Below are 19,114 nucleotides of genomic sequence, written 5' to 3' on the forward strand. Positions count from 1 at the left end.
CGAAAAAGTATGCAAAATCGAATCAAATCGGAGTTCGAAAATCTGAAGGCTGCGGGACGCGGCGGTTTTATTCCGTTCATTGTCGCCGGCGATCCGGATCTTGAAACATCGAAGCGTTTGATCGTTGAAATCGGAAAACGCGGGGCGAATGTCATCGAACTCGGCGTTCCTTTTTCGGATCCGGTCGCAGATGGTCCGACGATTCAGGCGGCGTCGGAGCGAGCGCTCAAGAATCCGATCTCGATCGAAGCAATTCTCAATATAGTTGCAGAAGCGCGCGCGGAAGGACTTGAAACGCCGTTGATCCTTTTCAGTTATTTCAATCCGATTCTGCAGTTCGGACTAGAACGTTTCGCGGACGAGGCGTTGAAGTCGGGCGTCGATGGCGTTTTGATCACCGATCTCGTGCCCGAAGAGGCCGCCGAATTCAAGTCGATCCTCGACGTTCGCGGCCTTTCGTTGATAATGCTCGCGGCGCCAACTTCGAGCGACGAGCGGCTGAGGAAGATCTGCGCAGCCGCGAGCGGCTTCATTTACGCCGTCTCGCGCGCCGGCGTTACCGGAACACGCGACGCGCTCAGCGTTGACGCCGAGGTTCTCGTCGGGCGATTGCGAAAATTCACCGATCTTCCGATCGCCGTCGGATTCGGGATCTCGACCGCGAAACAGGTTGAAGAAACGTGGAGATACGCGGACGCTGCCGTCGTCGGGTCGGCGATCGTTGCCGAAATTGCGGCGGATTCCGGCGAGGATGCGGTCGAGAAGATCGGCGAGTTTGTTTCGACACTGCGCCCCCAAAACTGAACCACTGCTCACCGCTCACTGCTCAACGCCGCAACATTCGAAAGGCGAAAAATCCCATCAACACGATCGCGGCGATCATCACGGGCCAAAGCCAGAGCGGACTCGACATCCAGGGCTTTGAAGCCGGCGCCGAGTCGCCGCTCGTTTCTTCGTCGCCGAGTTTCAACTCGGTAACCGTCGCCGGGATCTTGTCGGCGAACTTCGCGATGTCGTATTCGGGTTTCGGGGTCTCAGGCTTTGAATAGACGAGAAAATACCGGGCGTCTTCCGGGAATTGCGCAACGAGTTCGTATGGCGTTCCGGAGATCTCGAAGGCTTCGAAACTGAGCGGCGGACTGTCTTGATTGCTGACCGTAATGCGAAGTTTATCGGCGGCAAAAACGGGGAACCGAAAACCCTCATTGTCGAACGAAGAGAAAACGTCGGCCGCGCCGCGCTTGTAGACCGGTTCGTTGTTCGCGTTCGTGCCGGCGACATATTCGATCGATATCGGCCGGTAGAAGTCGATCTTGTCCTTGACACGCACCCTGAGCGAGTTCAAAGGCACGCGGTCGGCAAGTTCGAGGTCGATCACAGAGAGTCTGAAAGGCTTGTCTTCCGAGACCTTGAACGACTTGACGGGATAGCTCCGAACCACCGTTTTGTCGGATACGCGTTCGATCAGCGACGCCCGAACGAAACCGGGATCTTCATTCGTCGGGATGAACAGCCGAAAATACTTGAACTTCGCGTCCGGAAATCGAAGAGTAGTAAACGAATAGCTCGTGAAAGTGTTTTTGAAGCCAACGATCCGATAGTCGTCGAGGATCTTCATCCACTCTTTCTGGTCGCTGCTGCCTTCCAATCTGACCCTCCAATCGAAGTTCTCCTTCGAGAATGTCAGATCGATCAAATTTAAGGGTTCGGCGGTCGGAACTTCGAATGTCACGAAACGGCCGCCCTTGCCCGCGACCTGATTTACAACCTTGAACTCGACCGTCTTTTCTTTTGATTCGGCGACCTGTCGCAATACGTATGGAACTTCGAATCGTTCGCCGTTTGGGCGGATGCCGACGATTCGGACGTCGGTCATCAATCCTGAGATCTTGGCGTATATCTGATCCGGCAGGACGATCCGCGCCCAACCGATCCGCGCGCCGTTGATCTCGCGCCTGAGCGCGAAGTTGTCGATCTGGGCGAAGCCTCCGACGGCGCCGAGCAGCATCAGCAATATGAGTAGTTTACGATTCATCGGACTTGAAAATAACGTCGCGGAACCTATTGTAGAGATAGGCGACGATCAAAAGCAAAATGCCGAGCGAAACGAAGACGATCGTTTTCGAGATCGTCCCGAGATCGGCCAGATCGTAGAAGAACAATTTTGCAAGCGTGATCGCGAACAGCGCGAGGGCGCCGATTCGAAGATGTTTCTTCGAACGTCCGATTCCAATCAGAATCAAGAACAGCGCATAAATTCCCCAGAGAATGCTGAGTCCGAGTTTCTCGCTTTCCGGAATTCCGAAGATGTCCGTCAGGTTCAGAATCTCGCTGCTCAGACAAGCAAGCGCGACGAGGTGCAGAAGCGCGTCGAAGCCGATTTTGCGAACCGCGCCCGGAAGCGTCGAGAGTTCCTCGTCGCGCGCCAAAGCAGCGAGCGCGAACAGCAATAATCCGACGATCGCGTATGACACGTAGCGCACGGCGATGCTGCCTGCATCGCCTGCAAACGCCGCTTCCGCGGGCCTCAGATAAAGTTCGCGCAGCTCCGTCAGGACGGCAAAACCGGCGGTCACGAACACCAGGAAGAAAAGTCCGGAACAGACCACGCCGGCAAAGGCCGTCGCCCGGCTCCGAAAGTACTTCCCGTTGACGACGAGGGCGACGGCGACGAATAGCAACGAGTAGTCGATCTGCGTGATAGCGTTCCAGTAGGGAATCGACGGATCCGAGATGTTCCCGCCGCGGGAATAGGGTCCGGTCGGAGCCGCGTCGAGCATCGTCGCCGCTTGGCGAAGGCCCCAGAAATTTCCGATCTCCATCCTGAGAGCGTTGTACAGCGCGAACGTCGCCGCGGCAGCGCCGGCGAAACGAAATACGGCGACCAGCGATACGGGCAGCACCGAGCCTTCGCGATGCTTTCCGTCGAGCCACAAGATCAGCGCGCCGCCGGCGACGTAAAACAAACTCGTCAGGAAACCGACGTTCAACATCGGATAGATCGGTTCGACCGCATTGAGTCCGAAAAAACTACTCGCTTCCGCCCAATCGACGAACAGGGCGAGCGTGCCGATAAGCATCAGGGGATACGAGAACCATTCGTAAAGCGAAATCCGTTTGATTCGCCCGATCGAAAAAAGCACGATCGCTTCCGCGATCCATACGAGCGTGATCCAGTGTCCCTTGAGCTGGACCGGAACGGCGATCGTCAAAAAGGTGATGACGAGACCGATGATGAGAGTGATGACCGACGGCGCGGTTGCCGCGAAACGGAAGATAAAGACCGCGACCGCGAAATGGATCGCTGCGTTCGCCAGGGTAAAGAGTCCGAGATAGTTCCGGTACTGCTCTTGGTCCGACAGGGTCGAATAACCCACGCCGAAAAAGATAAATGAATTTGCCAGAACGAGCGCGACGTTCTCCGGGCCGAATGGCTCGTGCGCAATAAGTTTCCAGGCGAGGAAGGTCGCATAAAAAATGGCGAAGAATGCCGCCGAGAACCCGAGCGAAAGGCCAAGATCGTTTTGCGGACTGTAGCCACCGTTGAACCAAGCGAAAAAGATCATCCACGTGATCACAAAAGAAGAGTAAAAGATCGAACGCCAGTAACGCTTGATCGATACCGCGAGGATCCCGGCGTTGATGACGCAAATATATGTGAACAGAAACGCGATGCGGCCTTCGTTCTGACTCAACAGAAACGGAACCGCGTAGGCTCCGACCATTCCGATATGGGCTATGACCACGCGTTCGTAACGGATCGCTGCAAAGACCGTAAACGCCGTAAACAGAACCATTAAAGCGAACGCGAAGGGTTGCGGGATGAGATCGTAAAACGAATAGGCGGCGTAGGTCACGAAATAGAAGATCGCCATCGATCCGCTGAGTGTGACAGCACTGAACCTCGACATCTTCTCGCGAAGACGAAATGCCGGGATCAAAAGCCCGATGCCGATCAGATAACCGAAGACGATGCGCATCACCGGAGTGATCCAGCCCTTGTCGATCGCGTATTTCGCGCCGATAGCGACGCCGATGACGGTGATCACGGCGCCGACCATCGCGATCAGATTCTCGCCGATGAATTTTTCGAGATTCGAGGAATCGGATCGTGTTTCGGGATCCGGAACGGTTTGGAATAGCGGCGGAGCCGATTCATCGATCGGGGAAACGGGGCGCGGGCGCGTCGGCGGCGGAAAATAGACCGAACGCTGATCGGCGGCGGTCGCCGCGGTTGGCTCGGCCGGTGTTGCGGAGCGCGTCTCGAGGGATGCCATCAACCGCCGGATCTCGACCATCTCACGCGCGAAATAATCCTGATACTTGGCGAGATCCTCGACCCGTTTTCGAAGCTCGGCGAGTCGTTGTTCGGTCTCCTGCATCGGCCCTTCCCCCAATCTCGGAATTCGGTAACTAAATGCTTTTCTCACATCACTTTACACCGAATGGCCGAATACGTAAAGAAGTTGACTGGAGCGCAAGCGTCCCCGCTTGCAATGAGCGCGGAGCGCGAACGGCGCCGGAGAAATGAGCGCGCTAAATCCCTAGGCTTTACGGCGTTTCACGCCGTTGCAAGCGGGGACGCTTGCGCTCCAGTCCGGAGACGCTTGCGCTCCAGTGCGGGACGCTTGCGCTCCGGTGCTTTACTTTCGCTTTCCGAGCAGGAATTCGAGCGGAACGTCCAACCGTTTCGCCCAGCTTTTTTCGCTGTGATCGTCGCCCTCGAACTTCTTCGTGATCCACGATTCCGCGGTAAACCCCTTTGCACGCATCAAGTCGTCGGCCCTAAGCTGGAACGGTTCGTACGACGAGTCAAGAGTCGCCGTTCCGTAATCGAAATAGATCCGATGATTCTTCGGCGACGGGAGATTCGACCGGATATAGTCGATCATCACTCCGTTTCCGGCCGGGAAGTGAGTCGAAAGACAACCGGCGCCGCCGAATATGTTCGGATATTCGCTAATCGCATAAAGCGATATCAGCCCGCCCATACTCGAGCCCATCACGAACGTGTTGCCGCGGTCGCGTTTCGTCGGAAAGTTCCTGTCGATGAACGGTTTCAATTCGTCAACAAGGAATTTCAGATAATTGTCGGAAACCACGCCGGTGATCCCGAACGTCGCCGCTTCTTCCTTTTGATCGGCCGACGCCATCTCGAACGCCTTCTGCGGCATATACTCCTCGCGCCGTTTCGGGGTGTTCCAGACGCCGACGATGATCGTCTCCCGGACCTTCTTTTCGGCGATCAGCTTCGCGAGCACTTCGTCCGCATGCCATTCCTGCTTGTTCCACGTTGTCGATTCGTCAAAAAGCATCTGGCCGTCGTGCATATAAAGGACAGCGTACTTCTTTTTCGGCGAGAAGCCCGGCGGCAGCCAGACATCGACGTTGCGCGGAGCGACCTTGTCGGACGGAAAGTTCTTGTAGCGCTCGATCTTGCCGGTGATATTCGGCCCAATGACCGTTTCCGACGTTTGAGCCGCAGAAAGCGCGGAAAAAAGCAAAATGACTGCTAAGATTGTGATTGTTCTCATAGATTTCAGGGCACGGAACTTGCGAGAATTATATTCAATTCACCGGGTTCCGGAAAAGCGTTGATCAAGGCATTGGACATCGAATCGTATAAAAATCAGCAAACCGTTCTGATCGTGATCAATGTCGCGGTCCTCGCCGCGCTGTTCGTAGTCCACATTGTCTTTCTTTTCGAGATCGGCACGCCCTCAAAACTGCTGCTGGCGACACTTGCGGCGCGCTTCGTCGTTTTGATCCTGGAACTCGCTTGGGTACAACGAATCGATGACGCTTCGCCGACGGCAAAGCTCGGTAGATACACTGTGTTTTCGATCTGGCTGAACATCGTTTTCGCGTTCACGGCTTCGAGTTTCGGCGGCACAGCGGACAGCCATTATTCGGTCTTGATGATCATTCCAATCATTCAGGCGGCGTACAATTTCAGTCTGCCGAAGACGCTCGGGGTTGTTTCCGTTGCGGTGATCCTGACGATTCTCGAGGTTTGGATCTACTTTCAACGGAAACCGCCGATCGACTTTGGGGAGTTTTTCGAAGCCGCGACGGTCGGATTGATCTTCTACGTCGTCGGGATCGTCGTCTGGCTGTTGGTCGGGACTCTCCGCGGCGAACAGGCGAAGCTCGGCGATAGTCTGTTGACGCTTGAACGGACGCAGGCGAAACTCGTGTCCGAAGAAAAACTCTCGGCGATCGGCCAGCTTTCGGGTGCGATCGCACACGAGATCCGTAATCCGGTGGCGATGATCGCGAGCAGTCTCGATCTGGCGCTCAAACAGCCCGCCGACTCGCCGCTCCGGGCAGAGATGTTCGAGATCGCGACACAGGAATCAAAACGGCTCGAGGTGTTGACCGGCGACTTTCTCGCCTTTGCAAGGACGAAGCCGCCGGAGACCGCGGATTGCGATTCGCAGGAGACCGTCGAGTATATCGGGGGTTTGGCTCGCGCGCGGCTTGCCGAACACGGCATCGAACTGTTGATCGAGAATTCGTCTCCGTGTGTGCTGAGGTGCGATGCTTCGCAGATCAGGCAGGCGCTTCTGAATCTGGTGCTAAACGCCGCCGACGCCACGCCGTCCGGCGGAAAAGTGATCGTTGGGTTCGCGCCAACCGCGACCTTTTACGTTGAGAACACGGGGCCCGCGATCGATCCGAAGACAGCTGATAGTATTTTCGAGCCGTTCTACACGACGAAACCGAAAGGTACCGGACTTGGTCTTTCGATCGTCAAGAGCATTGCCCGCGCGCACGGCGGCGACGCAATGCTCGCTCATAACGAAACCGGATGCGTCCGCTTTGAGATCCGCTTGAATCCCGGAATTGAGAAAAATGGCAAAGATTCTGATTGTTGACGACGAAGCAAGCATGCGGCGAATCTTGTCGCTGATCCTTCAGGAAGAAGGCCACGAGGTGGTCGATGCCGAAGGGTTGACGACCGCGCTCGCGCGTCTCGGAGAAGGCTCGTTCGATCTCGTCATCACCGACAAGAAACTCGTAGACGGCGACGGTTTTGGGGTTCTCGCAGCGTGTCGCGAGGCCGATCCTTCACTTCCCGTCGTGATGCTGACGGCCTTCGGCACGATCGAACTCGCGGTCGAAGCGATGCAGTCCGGCGCGTTCGATTTTGTCTCCAAGCCATTCGTCGCCGAGGTCGTAAAGGCTGTCGTGCGACGCGCCACGGAACGGGTGAAACTCTTCCGCGACAACGAGATCCTGCGCGAAGAGGCGCGCCGCTTCGCTTTTGCCGACGAGATTCTCGGTGACAGCGATGTCATTCGTGAACTAAAGGAACGCATTGCGCGCGTCGCGCCGACCAACGCGACGGTTTTGATCACCGGCGAGACCGGAACGGGCAAAGAGCTCGTCGCGCGGGCGATCCATCGCGGGAGTCTGCGAAAGGACGAGAATTTCTTGGCCGTAAACTGCGCGGCGGTTGCGGAACAGCTTCTCGAATCCGAGCTTTTCGGGCACGAAAAGGGATCATTCACCGGCGCCGACCGCACAAAACAGGGATTGTTCGAAGCCGCCCATCGCGGGACGCTCTTTCTCGACGAAGCCGGCGAGATGTCTTTGAATTTGCAGGCAAAACTGCTGCGTGTCCTGACCGAAGGCCAATTGACCCGCGTCGGCGCGACGACGCCGCGATCCGTTGATGTTCGGATCATCGTCGCGACTCATCGGGACCTTCTGGAACGCGTCAAGCGCGGGGAGTTTCGCGAGGATCTGTATTATCGCCTCGCTGTAGTTCCGCTCGTCGTTCCGCCGCTCCGCGACCGGCGCGAGGATATCCCCACACTGGTCCGGTATCTTCTGGGGACGACTTCGCGCGAACTCAAGGTCCCGGAGCGCGAGATCAGCAGGGCCGCGCTAGATAAACTGTGTCGCTACGATTTCCCGGGCAATGTTCGCGAACTCAGAAACCTCATCGAACGGGCAAACATACTCGCAACTGGGGCCGAGATCTCGGCTGCCGACTTCTATCTGCAGGCTGCCGGCGAACCCGCACCCGAAAATGGCGCGGTCGATCTTCCGAGATCGGTCGAAGCGTTTGAGCGCGCGCTGATCGTGAACGCGCTCGAATCGGCCAAAGGCGTCCAGGCGGAAGCCGCGCGAAGGCTCGGGATCTCGCGCAGTGATCTCGCATACAAGATAAAGAAACACCGGCTCTAGTTTTGTCGAAATTTTTGAACACGTCTTCAGTCAATGTTCAAAAATTTTGACAGCCGTTGCCGGCGTGCCGCAAGAAACCCCGAAAAGTCCCCGTAAAACAATAACTTAGTTGATGGAACGAAAGTTGTAACGGTAATCGGCGTCAACCCGAAAAGGGAATCGTACGAGGAGAATTACCGTTATGAGATTTATCAAAGTTCTATCAGTCTGCGCGATCGCCGTTTTGGCGGTCTCAATCCAGACAGGTTGCGGCAACGCGCCGACAACGACGAACACGGGCGCATACACGTCTCCGGTTCCGAACCAGGAAGGCAAGACGCTGGCGAATTTGCTTGAAGCCTACAACGGCGAAAGCAACGCCAGCGCGAAGTATCTCGAATATGCGAAAAAGGCCGACGCCGAAGGCTACGGCAAGGTCGCCAGTCTGTTTCGCGCCGCGTCTCGCGCCGAGGCGATCCATATGAAGAATCACGCGGACGTGATAACGAAAATGGGCGGAACGCCAAAGAACGACATCAAGCTTCCCGAGATCAAGTCGACCCAGGAGAACCTGAAAGCTTCGATCGACGGCGAGACATATGAGCGCGACACGATGTACACCGACTTTATGATCGAGGCCCGCCGAATCGGCAATCGCGATGCGCTGCGAAGCTTCAACTTCGCAAAGATCGCGGAGGGCGAACACGCAAAGCTTTACGCGGACGCGCTGGCAAACCTTGAAAAATGGAAGGGCGACAAACAGACATTCTATGTATGTCCCGTTTGCGGCTTCACGACGCCTGACGCGGCACTTCCGAAATGTCCGGTCGATTTTACCGAAAAGGACAAATTCGAGAGCGTCAGCTAGAATTCCTCCGCCCAAACATCGGGGGAATCGCGTTGGGCGCCGGATTTCGAGGGTGAATTCCCGGCGCCCAACGCCTACTAAAAGAGGAGAAAATTATGTTACCGCCAATTCCAGCCTGGGATGCCATGCATCCGATCATCGTCCATTTTCCAATCGCGCTGTTGCTGATCGCGCCTCTGCTGATCGTATTCGGACTCGTTTTCTACGGTCAAAATCGCGCTTTTATGATCTCGGCCTTTGTGCTGATGCTGCTTGGTACAATCGCCGCGGTCGTCGCCGTTGCGACCGGCAGCGCTGCCGGCGAACTCGCGGAACGCGTCGCGAACGTCGAATCGGTGCTTGAAAACCACGAGGAACTCGCCGAGACGACGCGAAACATCTTTCTGGCTCTGACCGTGATCTTCGGAGCGATCGTCTTCGTGCCGATGATCCTCAAAAAGGACTTCGCACGCAAGATAACTTTGCCGGTAACACTTGCGTTTCTGGTGTTTTACGCGGGCGGTGCGGTGGTTCTGATGAACGCCGCGCACGAGGGCGGACGGCTCGTTCACGAATTTGGCGTAAAGGCGATGGTCGCCTCGCAGAACGCGCCGACGGAAGTTCGGACTTCGAAAAAGTCCGATGATGATGACTAAACCAAAGGAGAAATTAATGAAAAATACAGTGCTTATCATTGCGTTGGCCGTTTTGCTCGGGGCATGCGGCGGAACCGAGACCAAGAAGACCGAGACGGAACAGAAGACACCGACACCGACAGCGAGTGTCGCGCCTTCCGTTCAGACTACGCCGGCCGCGAACACTAATTCGGCGACCAACGTCAAGAAGGTCGATGCCGACGACCAAAAGAAACCGTCGAACTCTTCAAATAACTCGCGAAGCCGCGACGACGATGACGACGATCGGGGAAAACCGGACAAGGACGACAAATAGTCAATGCAGAACCCCGCACGAAGTAAGGGGGTACGGCCGCAGAGCGGTCGGGGCGCTTCGATATCGGTCGCTTGGAGACGGTCGCGCAGAATCGGACCATCTCGCCTAACCCGTTACTTCGTGCGGGGTTCCGCACCCCGAATTTTGAATCGTCCCGCGAAGGTTGATAAACTCGCATCAACACGATTATGAAACGAGTCATCAAAGCGCCGACGGGCACCGAACTGCATTGCAAGAACTGGCTGATCGAAGCCGCCTACCGAATGATCCAGAACAATCTCGACCCGGACGTCGCGTTCGATCCCGACAACCTGATAGTTTACGGCGGACGCGGGCGGGCGGCGCGAAATTGGGAGAGCTTCGACGCGATCCTCGAATCGTTGCGCAATCTTGATGAAGACGAAACGCTGCTCGTCCAATCGGGCAAGCCGGTTGCCGTTTTCCGCTCGCACACGGACGCACCGCGCGTCTTGATCGCGAATTCGAACATCGTCCCGCACTGGGCGACGCAAGAGCAGTTCGACAAATACGAACGGGACGGGCTGATGATGTACGGCCAAATGACGGCCGGTTCGTGGATCTACATCGGCACGCAGGGGATTTTGCAGGGAACTTACGAGACGTTCGGATCGCTCGCGCGGCAAAACGGCTGGGGCGATCTGAAAGGGAAATTCATTTTGACCGCGGGCCTCGGCGAAATGGGCGGTGCGCAGGCGCAGGCGATCACTTTCAACGGCGGCGTCGGTTTGCTGGTCGAGGTCGATCCGTGGCGGATCGAGCGGCGTCTGCAATTGAAACAGGTCGATCTCGCGACGAAAAGCCTCGAGGAAGCATTGCAATGGGTCGGGGAATTTACCGCAAATGGCGAGGCAAAATCGATCGCACTTCTCGGAAACGCGGCAGACGTTCACTGGCAGATTCTCGAGAAAGGAATTCTGCCCGACGCCGTCACCGACCAAACCTCGGCGCACGACGTTCTTTACGGATACATTCCGCAGGGACTTTCAATCGATCAGGCGGCGGAACTCAGAAAATCGAACCAACCGGAATATGAGAAACGCGCGATGGACTCGATGGCGCGCCACGTCGAAGCGATGCTCGAATATCAGCGGCGCGGGGCGGTCGTTTTCGATTACGGCAATAATCTTCGCCAGCGGGCGCTCGACAACGGCGTCGCGAACGCCTTCGATTATCCCGGTTTCGTCCCGGCCTACATCCGTCCGCTTTTCTGCGAGGGCAAGGGCCCGTTCCGTTGGGTCGCGCTAAGTGGAGAAAAAGAAGACATTTACAAGACCGACGAGGCGATTATGAATCTCTTCCCGGAAAACGACCATCTCGCGCGCTGGCTGACGATGGCCCAATCGGAGGTCGAATTCCAGGGGCTTCCCGCGCGGATCTGCTGGCTCGGCTATGGGGATCGCGCGAAGGCGGGGCTGAAACTCAACGAAATGGTCGCGAGCGGCGAACTGAAAGCGCCGATCGTCATCGGCCGGGACCATCTCGACTGCGGCTCGGTCGCCTCGCCTAACCGCGAGACCGAAGCAATGAAGGACGGTTCGGACGCGATCGCCGACTGGGTCTATCTGAACGCGATGATCAACGTCGCCGGCGGCGCGACGTGGGTCTCGCTCCACCACGGCGGCGGAGTCGGCATCGGTTATTCTCTCCACGCCGGCCAGGTAATCGTCGCCGACGGCACGCCCGAAGCCGCCAAACGAATCGAACGGGTTTTGACGACGGATCCCGGAATGGGCGTCGTCAGGCACGTTGATGCGGGGTATGAGGAAGCGATCGAGTTTGCGAGGCAGAATGGCGTCAAGGTGCCGATGATGAAACAAAAATATGACAAAACTGAATTTTGATCTGCTTGATGATGAATCTGCGATGCAAACCATTGAAACATTAGGCAAACTGGCAGATGACAACAAAATTGATTGGGCATTGGCTGGCGGTCTGGCTGTAATTCTCTATGGAAGCGACAGGTTGACGAAAGACGTCGATATTATTGCATCCAATAAACTGCCATTGCAGAGTGAAGGGATTTTAGTTCAGGGCGGTGAACGTTATAGCGTGAAAACTGAAAAAAAGGTCGTTGCCGTTGATTGGATTACGCGAAACGACGAGGCCAAGCGATTTTATCAACAAGCATTGAAAGATGCTGTAACGATTCAGCAGACTCCGATACTTACGCCCGAATGGTTGGTGATTCTAAAGTACATCGTCGGACGCTTTAAGGATCAGGAGGACGGAGTTTTCCTCTTGAGCAAAAAAGGTTTGGTTGATCGCCGAAAGATAAAAGAAATGATCATTGATGTTGGAAGCGTTGAAACTTGGGCGGCTTTCAAATCAGGTTTGGAGCGTTGGTATAACCTTGCCGACGGTAAAGCAGCAAACGTTTAAGAAGGCTATATCGATTCCTGAATTGACTGAAAAAACAAATTCAGCATCGACGATTCACTCTGCGCCCGCCAGTGATCGTCGCCCAGCCGCAAAAACCGCAGATCCGGTATATGACTATCATCATCCGTGAGAATCGTGTGCGTCACGGCATACTCCGGAAAACGGTCATTCATAATTTGTCCGCGAGTATCGTCTTCTCGTCCATTCTGAATGCGACCGCGCAGGAATACGGCTTCGAGGTTTGGACCACGGCCAACGCTCTGCCGCAAAACACTGTCACGGGCTTGGCGCAATCACGTGACGGTTATCTGTGGCTTTCGACGTTTGACGGTTTGGCAAGATCGACGGCGTGCGGTTCCGAATTCCTCTGAGCGCGGCGCAGAGCCTCTTTCTAAAATCCGCTTGTTACAGTCCTTGGAAAGTCTGCCCGCGAACTTCCGCGAATCGGCGCGAACAATCCCAAGTTACGCGATGGGAGTTTTTGACCGCGAAAAGACGCGAAACTTCAGCGAAACCTCTCGATCGTGAAATTTGTTTCGCGTATTTTGCGTTTTTCGCGGGAGATGTTTTCTGTTGGGGAGTTTTGAAAAACCTACTTAACTGCGGTTTCGAGCCGTTTCTAACACGGATGACCACAGATAGACCGGATACAGAAGGATATTTGGTACTGAGCGTTGCTTGAAATCCTCTTTTGTCTCCATTGAGTGAAACAAATCCGCTCCATCCCGCCATTCTGTGTTCTGGAGGAAACGCCATTTGTTTCCATCATGTCAGTTTTTCAGAGCTCCCATATTGGTGATCCGGGATAGTATTCTCTCCGAACCCGCACGTTCATCCGATTTTCAAGACTTTGGCCAGTCTCGCCGCGATCCGGACCGGATTTCCATTCGCGCCGATTGGCGGAGATTCGCGGGCGAAACTCGCTGCTTGCGCTCAAAAATACGCACTTCTACTTATACAAAATACGCAGAGACTCTAATTCCCGTCGCCGCGTTTACGGTCTAACTTGATAATGCGTTGATAAAATTTTTTGATTGTTGATGATAACGAAAGAGTCCGTCAGGTCGTGCGCGATTATCTTCCGGCTTCGGTCAGGGAGGTCTACGAATTCGCCGACGGTTTTGAAGCGTTTGCGCTTTAGCAAGAACACCTGCCTGATTGGGTTTTGATGGATTGGGAAATGCCTGAAATGAACGGCATCAAGGCAATCCGCAAGATCATCGCCGCATTTCCGGCTGCCAATGTCTGTATGGTTACGGCGTTTGACGATGCGGAAATTCGCGCCGAAGCATTGGCCGCGGGCGCAAGCCGTTTCGTGTTGAAAGACAATCTCTTTGAACTTGAAGCGATGTTCGAAGACTGATGTTGTTTGAAATATAGATCCGAGAAAAAAGAATTTGTTTTGGCCGCGTCAGCGACAGATTGAATTTAACCGTGTCTTTTAAGGCGCGGAACGCGATAATCAAGCAACCTTGTCGCGTCAGCGACAACTGATCTTGTTATGCAATGTTCAGTCGTCGCTGACGTGACGCGCAACTAGTTCCGCTATTTCCCGCGCCTTAAAAACACAGCGAAACTCAGATAATCGCTACGCGATGTTTAATGATTCTCGGATTTGTTTTTCAAACGCCAAAAGCGGTAACTCTGAACGAAGAAGAGAAAAACTATGAAAACGAATAAAATGAGTGACAACCGAAGCTCCCGTGTTTTGAAACGGGCCGTCAGTTTGGCGATTATGCTCAGTTTGGCGACGGGGATTTTGATATTCACCCCCGCAAAAGCGGAAGCGGCGGCGAGCCAGCTTGACCAGACTTTCGGCAGCGGCGGCAAGGTTTTTTATTCGACGGTCAGCGGAACCGGCGGCAACGGCGACATCGAGATTCAGCCCGACGGCAAGGCGGTTGTTGTCGGGATGAACGGTTTCGAGGTTGCGCGTTTCAACGTCAACGGTGCGCCCGACAACACCTTCGACGGCGACGGCCTCGCGCAAGTTCCGAGCCTCAGACAAGCAAACGCGCTTGCAATTCAAACGGACGGCAAAATTGTCGTTGCCGGTTTTTCGTTGACAGGAGACACGAATCTTGCATTGGCCCGTTTCAATAGCAACGGCTCGCTCGACACGACCTTCGACGGCGACGGAATCGCCATTTTGGTGTTACCTAACAATCAAGATCTTTTTGATATTGCCATTCAGCCGGACGGTAAAATAGTCGTGGGAGGCAATACGGGAACTAATGATTTGGATCAGGATTTTCTGGTTGTCCGCTTTAACGCGAACGGAACGCCGGACGCATCTTTTGGTCCGACCGGCACCGGCGTTATCCAGACTTCGTTTAATGCCGGGGATAGTCTTGGCTCCATTGCGCTTCAAACCGATGGTAAGATCGTCGCCGGCGGATACACATTTGGAACCGGTATTGATTTCGCCTTGCTTCGTATCACCGCAACCGGATCCCTCGATACGACATTTGACACAGACGGTAAGCTGACAACTTCGGTCCGGCAAGAAGACTTCCTCAATAAAGTGCTGATCCAGCCGAACGGGAAGATCATCGCCACTGGCTATACCCGAAGCCCCGGTCAAAATTTCGATGTCGCAGTCGTTCGGTACGACCCGACGGGCGCGCTCGATACCAGTTTTGATGTTGACGGAATAGCGACGACGAATGATGCCCCGTTTGAGGAAACCACTGCCGCCGCACTCCAGCCCGACGGTAAGATAATCGTTGCTGAAAGGCGAGACTTTAATACTTCCGCGCTGATCCGCTTTAATCCCAACGGTTCATTGGATACTTCTTTTCACGGCGACGGGATATTTAAGTTTCCCGCGTCCAACTACACAAACACCTGGGCAAGAGCAATCGCAGTTCAGCCGGACGGCAAAATCATAATTTCAGGGCCGCAGGGGCCGAACATCTTCCTGTCCCGATTGTTAGGCGATCCGCGACAGAGCTTTACCAATTTCAACGGCATCTTTCCTGCCGACCGCACCGCCAACACAAATCCGCCCGGCGTACCGTCCAATTATCCGTCCATCGCCGACATCAACAGCCTGAGCGGCACGGTGACGAAGGTTCGCGTGACATTGACAAATTTTACGCACACTTTCCCCGGCGATTTGGATATTTTGCTCGTCGGTCCAAACGGTCAACGGACGATTCTGATGTCCGATGCGGGCGGCGGTAATCCGGGTGTAACCGGAAGGACCTATATCTTTGACCAATCCGCCGCCGCGAATTTTCCGACGACCAGCGCGCCGAGCGGAATTTACAAGCCTTTCAACGGCGACGGGCCCGCCAATATCGAACCCGGCGCGATCGACGTTTTTCCAACACCCGGGCCGGGCTCAAACAACTATGGCGCGGCGAATCTGGATGTCTTCAACGGCACCGACCCGAACGGCATCTGGAATCTCTACGTCGTTGACGATGAATTGGGAGACACGGGATTTCTCTCGACTTTTACACTCGAGGTTACGACGACGACTTCGAGGCTCAATAATCTGACGGCCGATTTCGACGGCGACGGACGCACTGAAGTTTCCATTTTTCGCCCTTCAAACGGCGAATGGTGGTATCTGCGCAGCTTCGACGGCGCGAATCGCGCTTTTCAATTTGGTCAGAGCTCCGATAAGATCGTTCCCGCCGATTTCACGGGCGACGGCAAGACCGACATTGCCTTCTTCCGACCGTCAAACGGCGAATGGTTTATCCTGCGTTCGGAAAATTCTTCATTCTTCAGCTTTCCGTTCGGGGCGACGGGCGACATCCCCGTTCCCGCGGATTTCGATGGCGACGGGCGCGCCGACCCGGCCGTGTTTCGACCGTCGAATCAGACCTGGTACATTCAACAATCAACCGACGGCACGCTGATTCTTCAATTCGGTGCAGCTGGGGACAAGCCTGTCGTCGCGGATTATGACGGCGACGGAAAAGCTGACCTTGCCATCTTCCGGCCGTCAGTCGGCGAATGGTGGTATCTCCGCAGTTCGGACGGAGCGAACCGCGCGTTTCAGTTCGGAAACGCGAATGATAAACCCGTTCCGGGTGATTTTACCGGCGACGGCCGCGCCGACATTGCTTTCTGGCGGGCGGCAGACGGATTTTGGTACATTCTCAGAAGCGAGGACGAATCATTTTTCTCATTCCCGTTTGGCTTGAACGGAGATATTCCGGCGCCGGGCGATTTCGACGGCGACGGCAAGTTTGACCCGACGGTTTTCCGGCCGTCGACGGCAACCTGGTACAGTAACCGCTCGACCGCCGGACAACTTGCCGTCGGCTTCGGAATCTCGACCGATCGTCCCGTTCCCAGCGCGTTCATACCATAGATCAGCTGGTTTTGCCCGCGAATTTTCGCGGATCATCAATCAGGTCCGCCATTGTCCGGTCCGGGCAAAAACGCAGACGACACACCGAACCGCGGGAAGTTCGACTTCCCGCGGGCGATGCTTTAGATGTGTGGATTCAGACCGTTCGGTCTAGTTGTCGGAAGCCAACGCCTCAACCTTGGTTCTCAGATGTTTGAGTATTTCGAGCTTCTCTTTGAGTCCTTGGCGATAGTCAAACGAATCCGTGTGGTGCACTTCGTCAACCAACGAATTGCATTCACGTCCCAAAACCTCTTCCAATAATTCGCGTTCGCGTTCGCTGAAGTCCAATGTCATATTTGTTTACCTTCGGAGCAGGTGACCACTCCGCATTTAGGTAGTTTACAAGCTTGGATGACGTCAGGCAAGCCGTCGATTGCAACCTGTCGGCCCGAATCCGAACATCTTCCGCTCACGCTGCAATATTACGCCGTGGAAAGTTTGTCCGCGATTTTCCGCGAATCCGCGCGAATACGCATTGCGGACGCTTCTCGAACGGCGAAGCAGATCGACGGACGTTTGAGGGCTCGGAATTGACGCATCGGCATCTGTCCCATATTCTTTGTTGAACGAGAACGGGACTGACGATCGATGATCAAAACGCGATGACGGCAATATCCGGGGCGAAACGGGTGAAAGAACACAGCCTGGCCGTTCAAGCTTCATTGCCCGCCGTCTTCGGCGACAGGCAAGATCGCACGAGGGTTCGAGTGTAAGATCGAACGGCTGATTTTGGATGCCATCGAAAACGAGATTGGCTCGGTTCAACTGAAGGCAATGACTTTATGCCCGGAATCGATTTGTAAACATTTTGTCCGGTTCTTGGATTTCGATTCGGATCGGCCGTAATCCTCGAATGATCGTTGGTTCTTCCCGTTCAGGGAGTCAGATATGAAACAAATGTCAGCGGCGCTTTGTCTGGTTTTATTGCTCACGCTTGTTCCGATTTTTGGCCTTGGCCAGGAAAAGCATTACTATCAGCCGGATTTCACCAAAGAAGAATTTGCCGCGCGGCGGACGCGCATCTTTGAGAAGATCGGCAAAAATGCGATCGCGATCATTCAGGGCGCTCGCGGCACGGCCGATTTCAACGTCTTTCGCCAGTCGAACGAGTTCTATTACCTGACGGGCATCGAAACTCCCCACGCTTATCTTCTGCTCGACGGGCGCAACCGGAAAACGACGCTTTATCTTCCGCATCGGGACGCGGCCCGCGAACGCAACGAGGGCAAGATGTTTTCGGCCGAAGACGAAGAACTGATCAACGGGTTGACCGGCATTGACCAGGTGCGCGGAGTCGAGTTCTTGGCGGCCGATATGGTCGGGAAGGGATTGCTTCGTCCGCCGCCGCCGCTTCTCTACACGCCCTTGAGCCCGGCGGAAACCGGGACCGACAGCCGTGATGAGTTGCTGAACGAACAAGCTCGCGTCTCATCCAATCCGTGGGACGGACAGCCTTCGCGAGAGGCGCGTTTCAGGGTACTGTTGAATTTGCGCGCTCCCCAATTCGAAGTTCGCGATCTTTCGCCGATTCTCGACTCGCTTCGGAACATCAAGTCTCAGCAAGAGGTCGAGGTGATCCGAAAGGCGACGCAGATCGCCGGTTTGGCGATCATTGAAGCGATGCGTTCCACCGAACCGGGCGTTTACGAATTTCAGCTCGACGCCGCGGCAAAATACGTATTTTATTTGCACGGGGCGCAAGGCGACGGGTACGCATCGATCATCGGCGGCGGGACCAACGCTTATTTCGGCCATTATTTCCGCAAAACCGACAAGCTGAAAGACGGCGATATGGTTCTGATGGATTACGCTCCAGATTATCGTTATTACACCAGCGACGTCACGCGAATGTGGCCGGTCAACGGCAAGTATACTGAAGGACAGCGCAAACTATCGGATTTTATATTGGCTTACCGCGATGCGCTGTTTAAGGCTATTCGACCGGGAGTGACTTCGGATTTCGTGCTTGATTCGGCCGCGAAGGAAATGGAGCAATACTTGGTCGGGAAAACGTTTGAAAACGCCGCTCATTTGAAAGCGGTCAGAGAGGGACTGAAATTTCGCGGTCATTTTCAGCATCCGGTCGGGATGGCCGTCCACGACGTCGGATTGGTCCGAGGCGTAAAACTCGAGCCGGGAATGGTTTTCACGATCGATCCGATGATCTGGATCCACGAAGAGAAACTCTATATTCGAATGGAGGACGTCGTCGTCGTTACCGAAACCGGCGCCGAGAATCTGTGCGCCTTCGTTCCGTCAACTGTCGAAGAGATCGAACGGACGATGGCGGAAAAGGGGCTGATCCAATTTCGTCCGGCGGTGCCGTTGCCCTCAAGGGAGTGAAATCGACTGAGGCGTTAACTGAAGTC

The 19,114-nt window shown here is 55.1% G+C and carries 16 protein-coding genes; 12 read left to right on the top strand and 4 right to left on the bottom strand.

All coding sequences use genetic code 11. The features are described 5' to 3' along the window. Positions 1 to 9: 9 nt before the first annotated feature. Positions 10 to 804 (top strand): tryptophan synthase subunit alpha, encoded by a 795-nt coding sequence (locus tag IPN69_10555; protein ID MBK8811154.1) that lies wholly within the window; start codon positions 10 to 12, stop codon positions 802 to 804. A 22-nt stretch (positions 805 to 826) separates the two neighbouring features. Here the strand turns inward: IPN69_10555 and IPN69_10560 are convergent, their stop codons facing one another. The 3 genes from IPN69_10560 to IPN69_10570 all read right to left on the bottom strand — a co-directional run bounded on the left by IPN69_10560 (position 827) and on the right by IPN69_10570 (position 5,534). Then, the gene (locus tag IPN69_10560; GenBank protein MBK8811155.1) at positions 827 to 2,035 is read right to left on the bottom strand and encodes a DUF3999 family protein; all 1,209 of its coding nucleotides are present in this window, start codon (positions 2,033 to 2,035) and stop codon (positions 827 to 829) included. Further along, entirely contained in the window at positions 2,025 to 4,382 is a 2,358-nt protein-coding gene (locus tag IPN69_10565) for a DUF2339 domain-containing protein (GenBank protein ID MBK8811156.1), read from the bottom strand. The genes IPN69_10560 and IPN69_10565 overlap by 11 nt, the downstream gene beginning before the upstream one ends. 261 nt (positions 4,383 to 4,643) lie before the next feature. Next, the gene (locus IPN69_10570) at positions 4,644 to 5,534 is read right to left on the bottom strand and encodes an alpha/beta hydrolase (GenBank protein ID MBK8811157.1); all 891 of its coding nucleotides are present in this window, start codon (positions 5,532 to 5,534) and stop codon (positions 4,644 to 4,646) included. Between the two features lie 60 nt (positions 5,535 to 5,594). Here IPN69_10570 and IPN69_10575 point away from each other — a divergent pair, with 60 nt between their 5' ends. From IPN69_10575 to IPN69_10620, 10 genes are all read left to right on the top strand, one after another. Then, complete coding sequence (locus tag IPN69_10575; protein MBK8811158.1) at positions 5,595 to 6,878, top strand: HAMP domain-containing histidine kinase; 1,284 nt, start codon at positions 5,595 to 5,597, stop codon at positions 6,876 to 6,878. After that, positions 6,856 to 8,196, top strand: a complete 1,341-nt coding sequence (locus IPN69_10580; GenBank protein ID MBK8811159.1) for a sigma-54-dependent Fis family transcriptional regulator — start codon at positions 6,856 to 6,858, stop codon at positions 8,194 to 8,196. The genes IPN69_10575 and IPN69_10580 overlap by 23 nt, the downstream gene beginning before the upstream one ends. A 181-nt stretch (positions 8,197 to 8,377) precedes the next feature. Then, the gene (locus IPN69_10585; protein ID MBK8811160.1) at positions 8,378 to 9,043 is read left to right on the top strand and encodes a rubrerythrin family protein; all 666 of its coding nucleotides are present in this window, start codon (positions 8,378 to 8,380) and stop codon (positions 9,041 to 9,043) included. A gap of 95 nt (positions 9,044 to 9,138) precedes the next feature. Next, entirely contained in the window at positions 9,139 to 9,678 is a 540-nt protein-coding gene (locus IPN69_10590) for a hypothetical protein (protein MBK8811161.1), read from the top strand. A gap of 16 nt (positions 9,679 to 9,694) precedes the next feature. Continuing rightward, on the top strand, positions 9,695 to 9,973 hold the full coding sequence (locus IPN69_10595) for a hypothetical protein (GenBank protein MBK8811162.1): 279 nt from the start codon (positions 9,695 to 9,697) through the stop codon (positions 9,971 to 9,973). Between the two features lie 188 nt (positions 9,974 to 10,161). Beyond that, on the top strand, positions 10,162 to 11,835 hold the full coding sequence (gene hutU / locus IPN69_10600) for a urocanate hydratase (GenBank protein MBK8811163.1): 1,674 nt from the start codon (positions 10,162 to 10,164) through the stop codon (positions 11,833 to 11,835). Then, entirely contained in the window at positions 11,816 to 12,373 is a 558-nt protein-coding gene (locus IPN69_10605; protein ID MBK8811164.1) for a hypothetical protein, read from the top strand. Before hutU ends, IPN69_10605 begins: the two co-directional genes overlap by 20 nt. 110 nt (positions 12,374 to 12,483) lie before the next feature. Further along, on the top strand, positions 12,484 to 12,744 hold the full coding sequence (locus IPN69_10610; GenBank protein MBK8811165.1) for a hypothetical protein: 261 nt from the start codon (positions 12,484 to 12,486) through the stop codon (positions 12,742 to 12,744). An 809-nt stretch (positions 12,745 to 13,553) separates the two neighbouring features. Beyond that, positions 13,554 to 13,736 (top strand): response regulator, encoded by a 183-nt coding sequence (locus IPN69_10615; GenBank protein ID MBK8811166.1) that lies wholly within the window; start codon positions 13,554 to 13,556, stop codon positions 13,734 to 13,736. Between the two features lie 303 nt (positions 13,737 to 14,039). Further along, complete coding sequence (locus IPN69_10620; protein ID MBK8811167.1) at positions 14,040 to 16,703, top strand: VCBS repeat-containing protein; 2,664 nt, start codon at positions 14,040 to 14,042, stop codon at positions 16,701 to 16,703. Positions 16,704 to 16,853: 150 nt separating this feature from the next. On the opposite strand, the gene IPN69_10625 is transcribed toward IPN69_10620, so the two are convergent. Further along, positions 16,854 to 17,039 carry a hypothetical protein gene (locus IPN69_10625; protein MBK8811168.1) on the bottom strand — a complete coding sequence of 62 codons (186 nt, stop codon included), beginning with the start codon at positions 17,037 to 17,039 and terminating at the stop codon, positions 16,854 to 16,856. Positions 17,040 to 17,633: 594 nt separating this feature from the next. Between IPN69_10625 and IPN69_10630 the strand changes: the two genes are divergently transcribed. Beyond that, positions 17,634 to 19,088, top strand: coding sequence for an aminopeptidase P N-terminal domain-containing protein (locus IPN69_10630; protein MBK8811169.1), 1,455 nt, complete (start codon positions 17,634 to 17,636; stop codon positions 19,086 to 19,088). Positions 19,089 to 19,114 lie beyond the last annotated feature (26 nt).

It is taken from the genome of Acidobacteriota bacterium, from assembly GCA_016715115.1.
In the GTDB taxonomy this organism is placed as follows: Bacteria; Acidobacteriota; Blastocatellia; order Pyrinomonadales; family Pyrinomonadaceae; genus JAFDVJ01.

Bases quoted from the DNA above. Each gene is read 5' to 3' on its own strand.
- IPN69_10555 (MBK8811154.1), top strand. From the start codon at position 10: ATGCAAAATCGAATCAAATCGGAGTTCGAAAATCTGAAGGCTGCGGGA.
- IPN69_10560 (MBK8811155.1), bottom strand. From the start codon at position 2,035: ATGAATCGTAAACTACTCATATTGCTGATGCTGCTCGGCGCCGTCGGA.
- IPN69_10565 (MBK8811156.1), bottom strand. From the start codon at position 4,382: ATGCAGGAGACCGAACAACGACTCGCCGAGCTTCGAAAACGGGTCGAG.
- IPN69_10570 (MBK8811157.1), bottom strand. From the start codon at position 5,534: ATGAGAACAATCACAATCTTAGCAGTCATTTTGCTTTTTTCCGCGCTT.
- IPN69_10580 (MBK8811159.1), top strand. From the start codon at position 6,856: ATGGCAAAGATTCTGATTGTTGACGACGAAGCAAGCATGCGGCGAATC.
- IPN69_10585 (MBK8811160.1), top strand. From the start codon at position 8,378: ATGAGATTTATCAAAGTTCTATCAGTCTGCGCGATCGCCGTTTTGGCG.
- IPN69_10590 (MBK8811161.1), top strand. From the start codon at position 9,139: ATGTTACCGCCAATTCCAGCCTGGGATGCCATGCATCCGATCATCGTC.
- IPN69_10595 (MBK8811162.1), top strand. From the start codon at position 9,695: ATGAAAAATACAGTGCTTATCATTGCGTTGGCCGTTTTGCTCGGGGCA.
- hutU (MBK8811163.1), top strand. From the start codon at position 10,162: ATGAAACGAGTCATCAAAGCGCCGACGGGCACCGAACTGCATTGCAAG.
- IPN69_10605 (MBK8811164.1), top strand. From the start codon at position 11,816: ATGACAAAACTGAATTTTGATCTGCTTGATGATGAATCTGCGATGCAA.
- IPN69_10610 (MBK8811165.1), top strand. From the start codon at position 12,484: ATGACTATCATCATCCGTGAGAATCGTGTGCGTCACGGCATACTCCGG.
- IPN69_10615 (MBK8811166.1), top strand. From the start codon at position 13,554: ATGCCTGAAATGAACGGCATCAAGGCAATCCGCAAGATCATCGCCGCA.
- IPN69_10620 (MBK8811167.1), top strand. From the start codon at position 14,040: ATGAAAACGAATAAAATGAGTGACAACCGAAGCTCCCGTGTTTTGAAA.
- IPN69_10625 (MBK8811168.1), bottom strand. From the start codon at position 17,039: ATGACATTGGACTTCAGCGAACGCGAACGCGAATTATTGGAAGAGGTT.
- IPN69_10630 (MBK8811169.1), top strand. From the start codon at position 17,634: ATGAAACAAATGTCAGCGGCGCTTTGTCTGGTTTTATTGCTCACGCTT.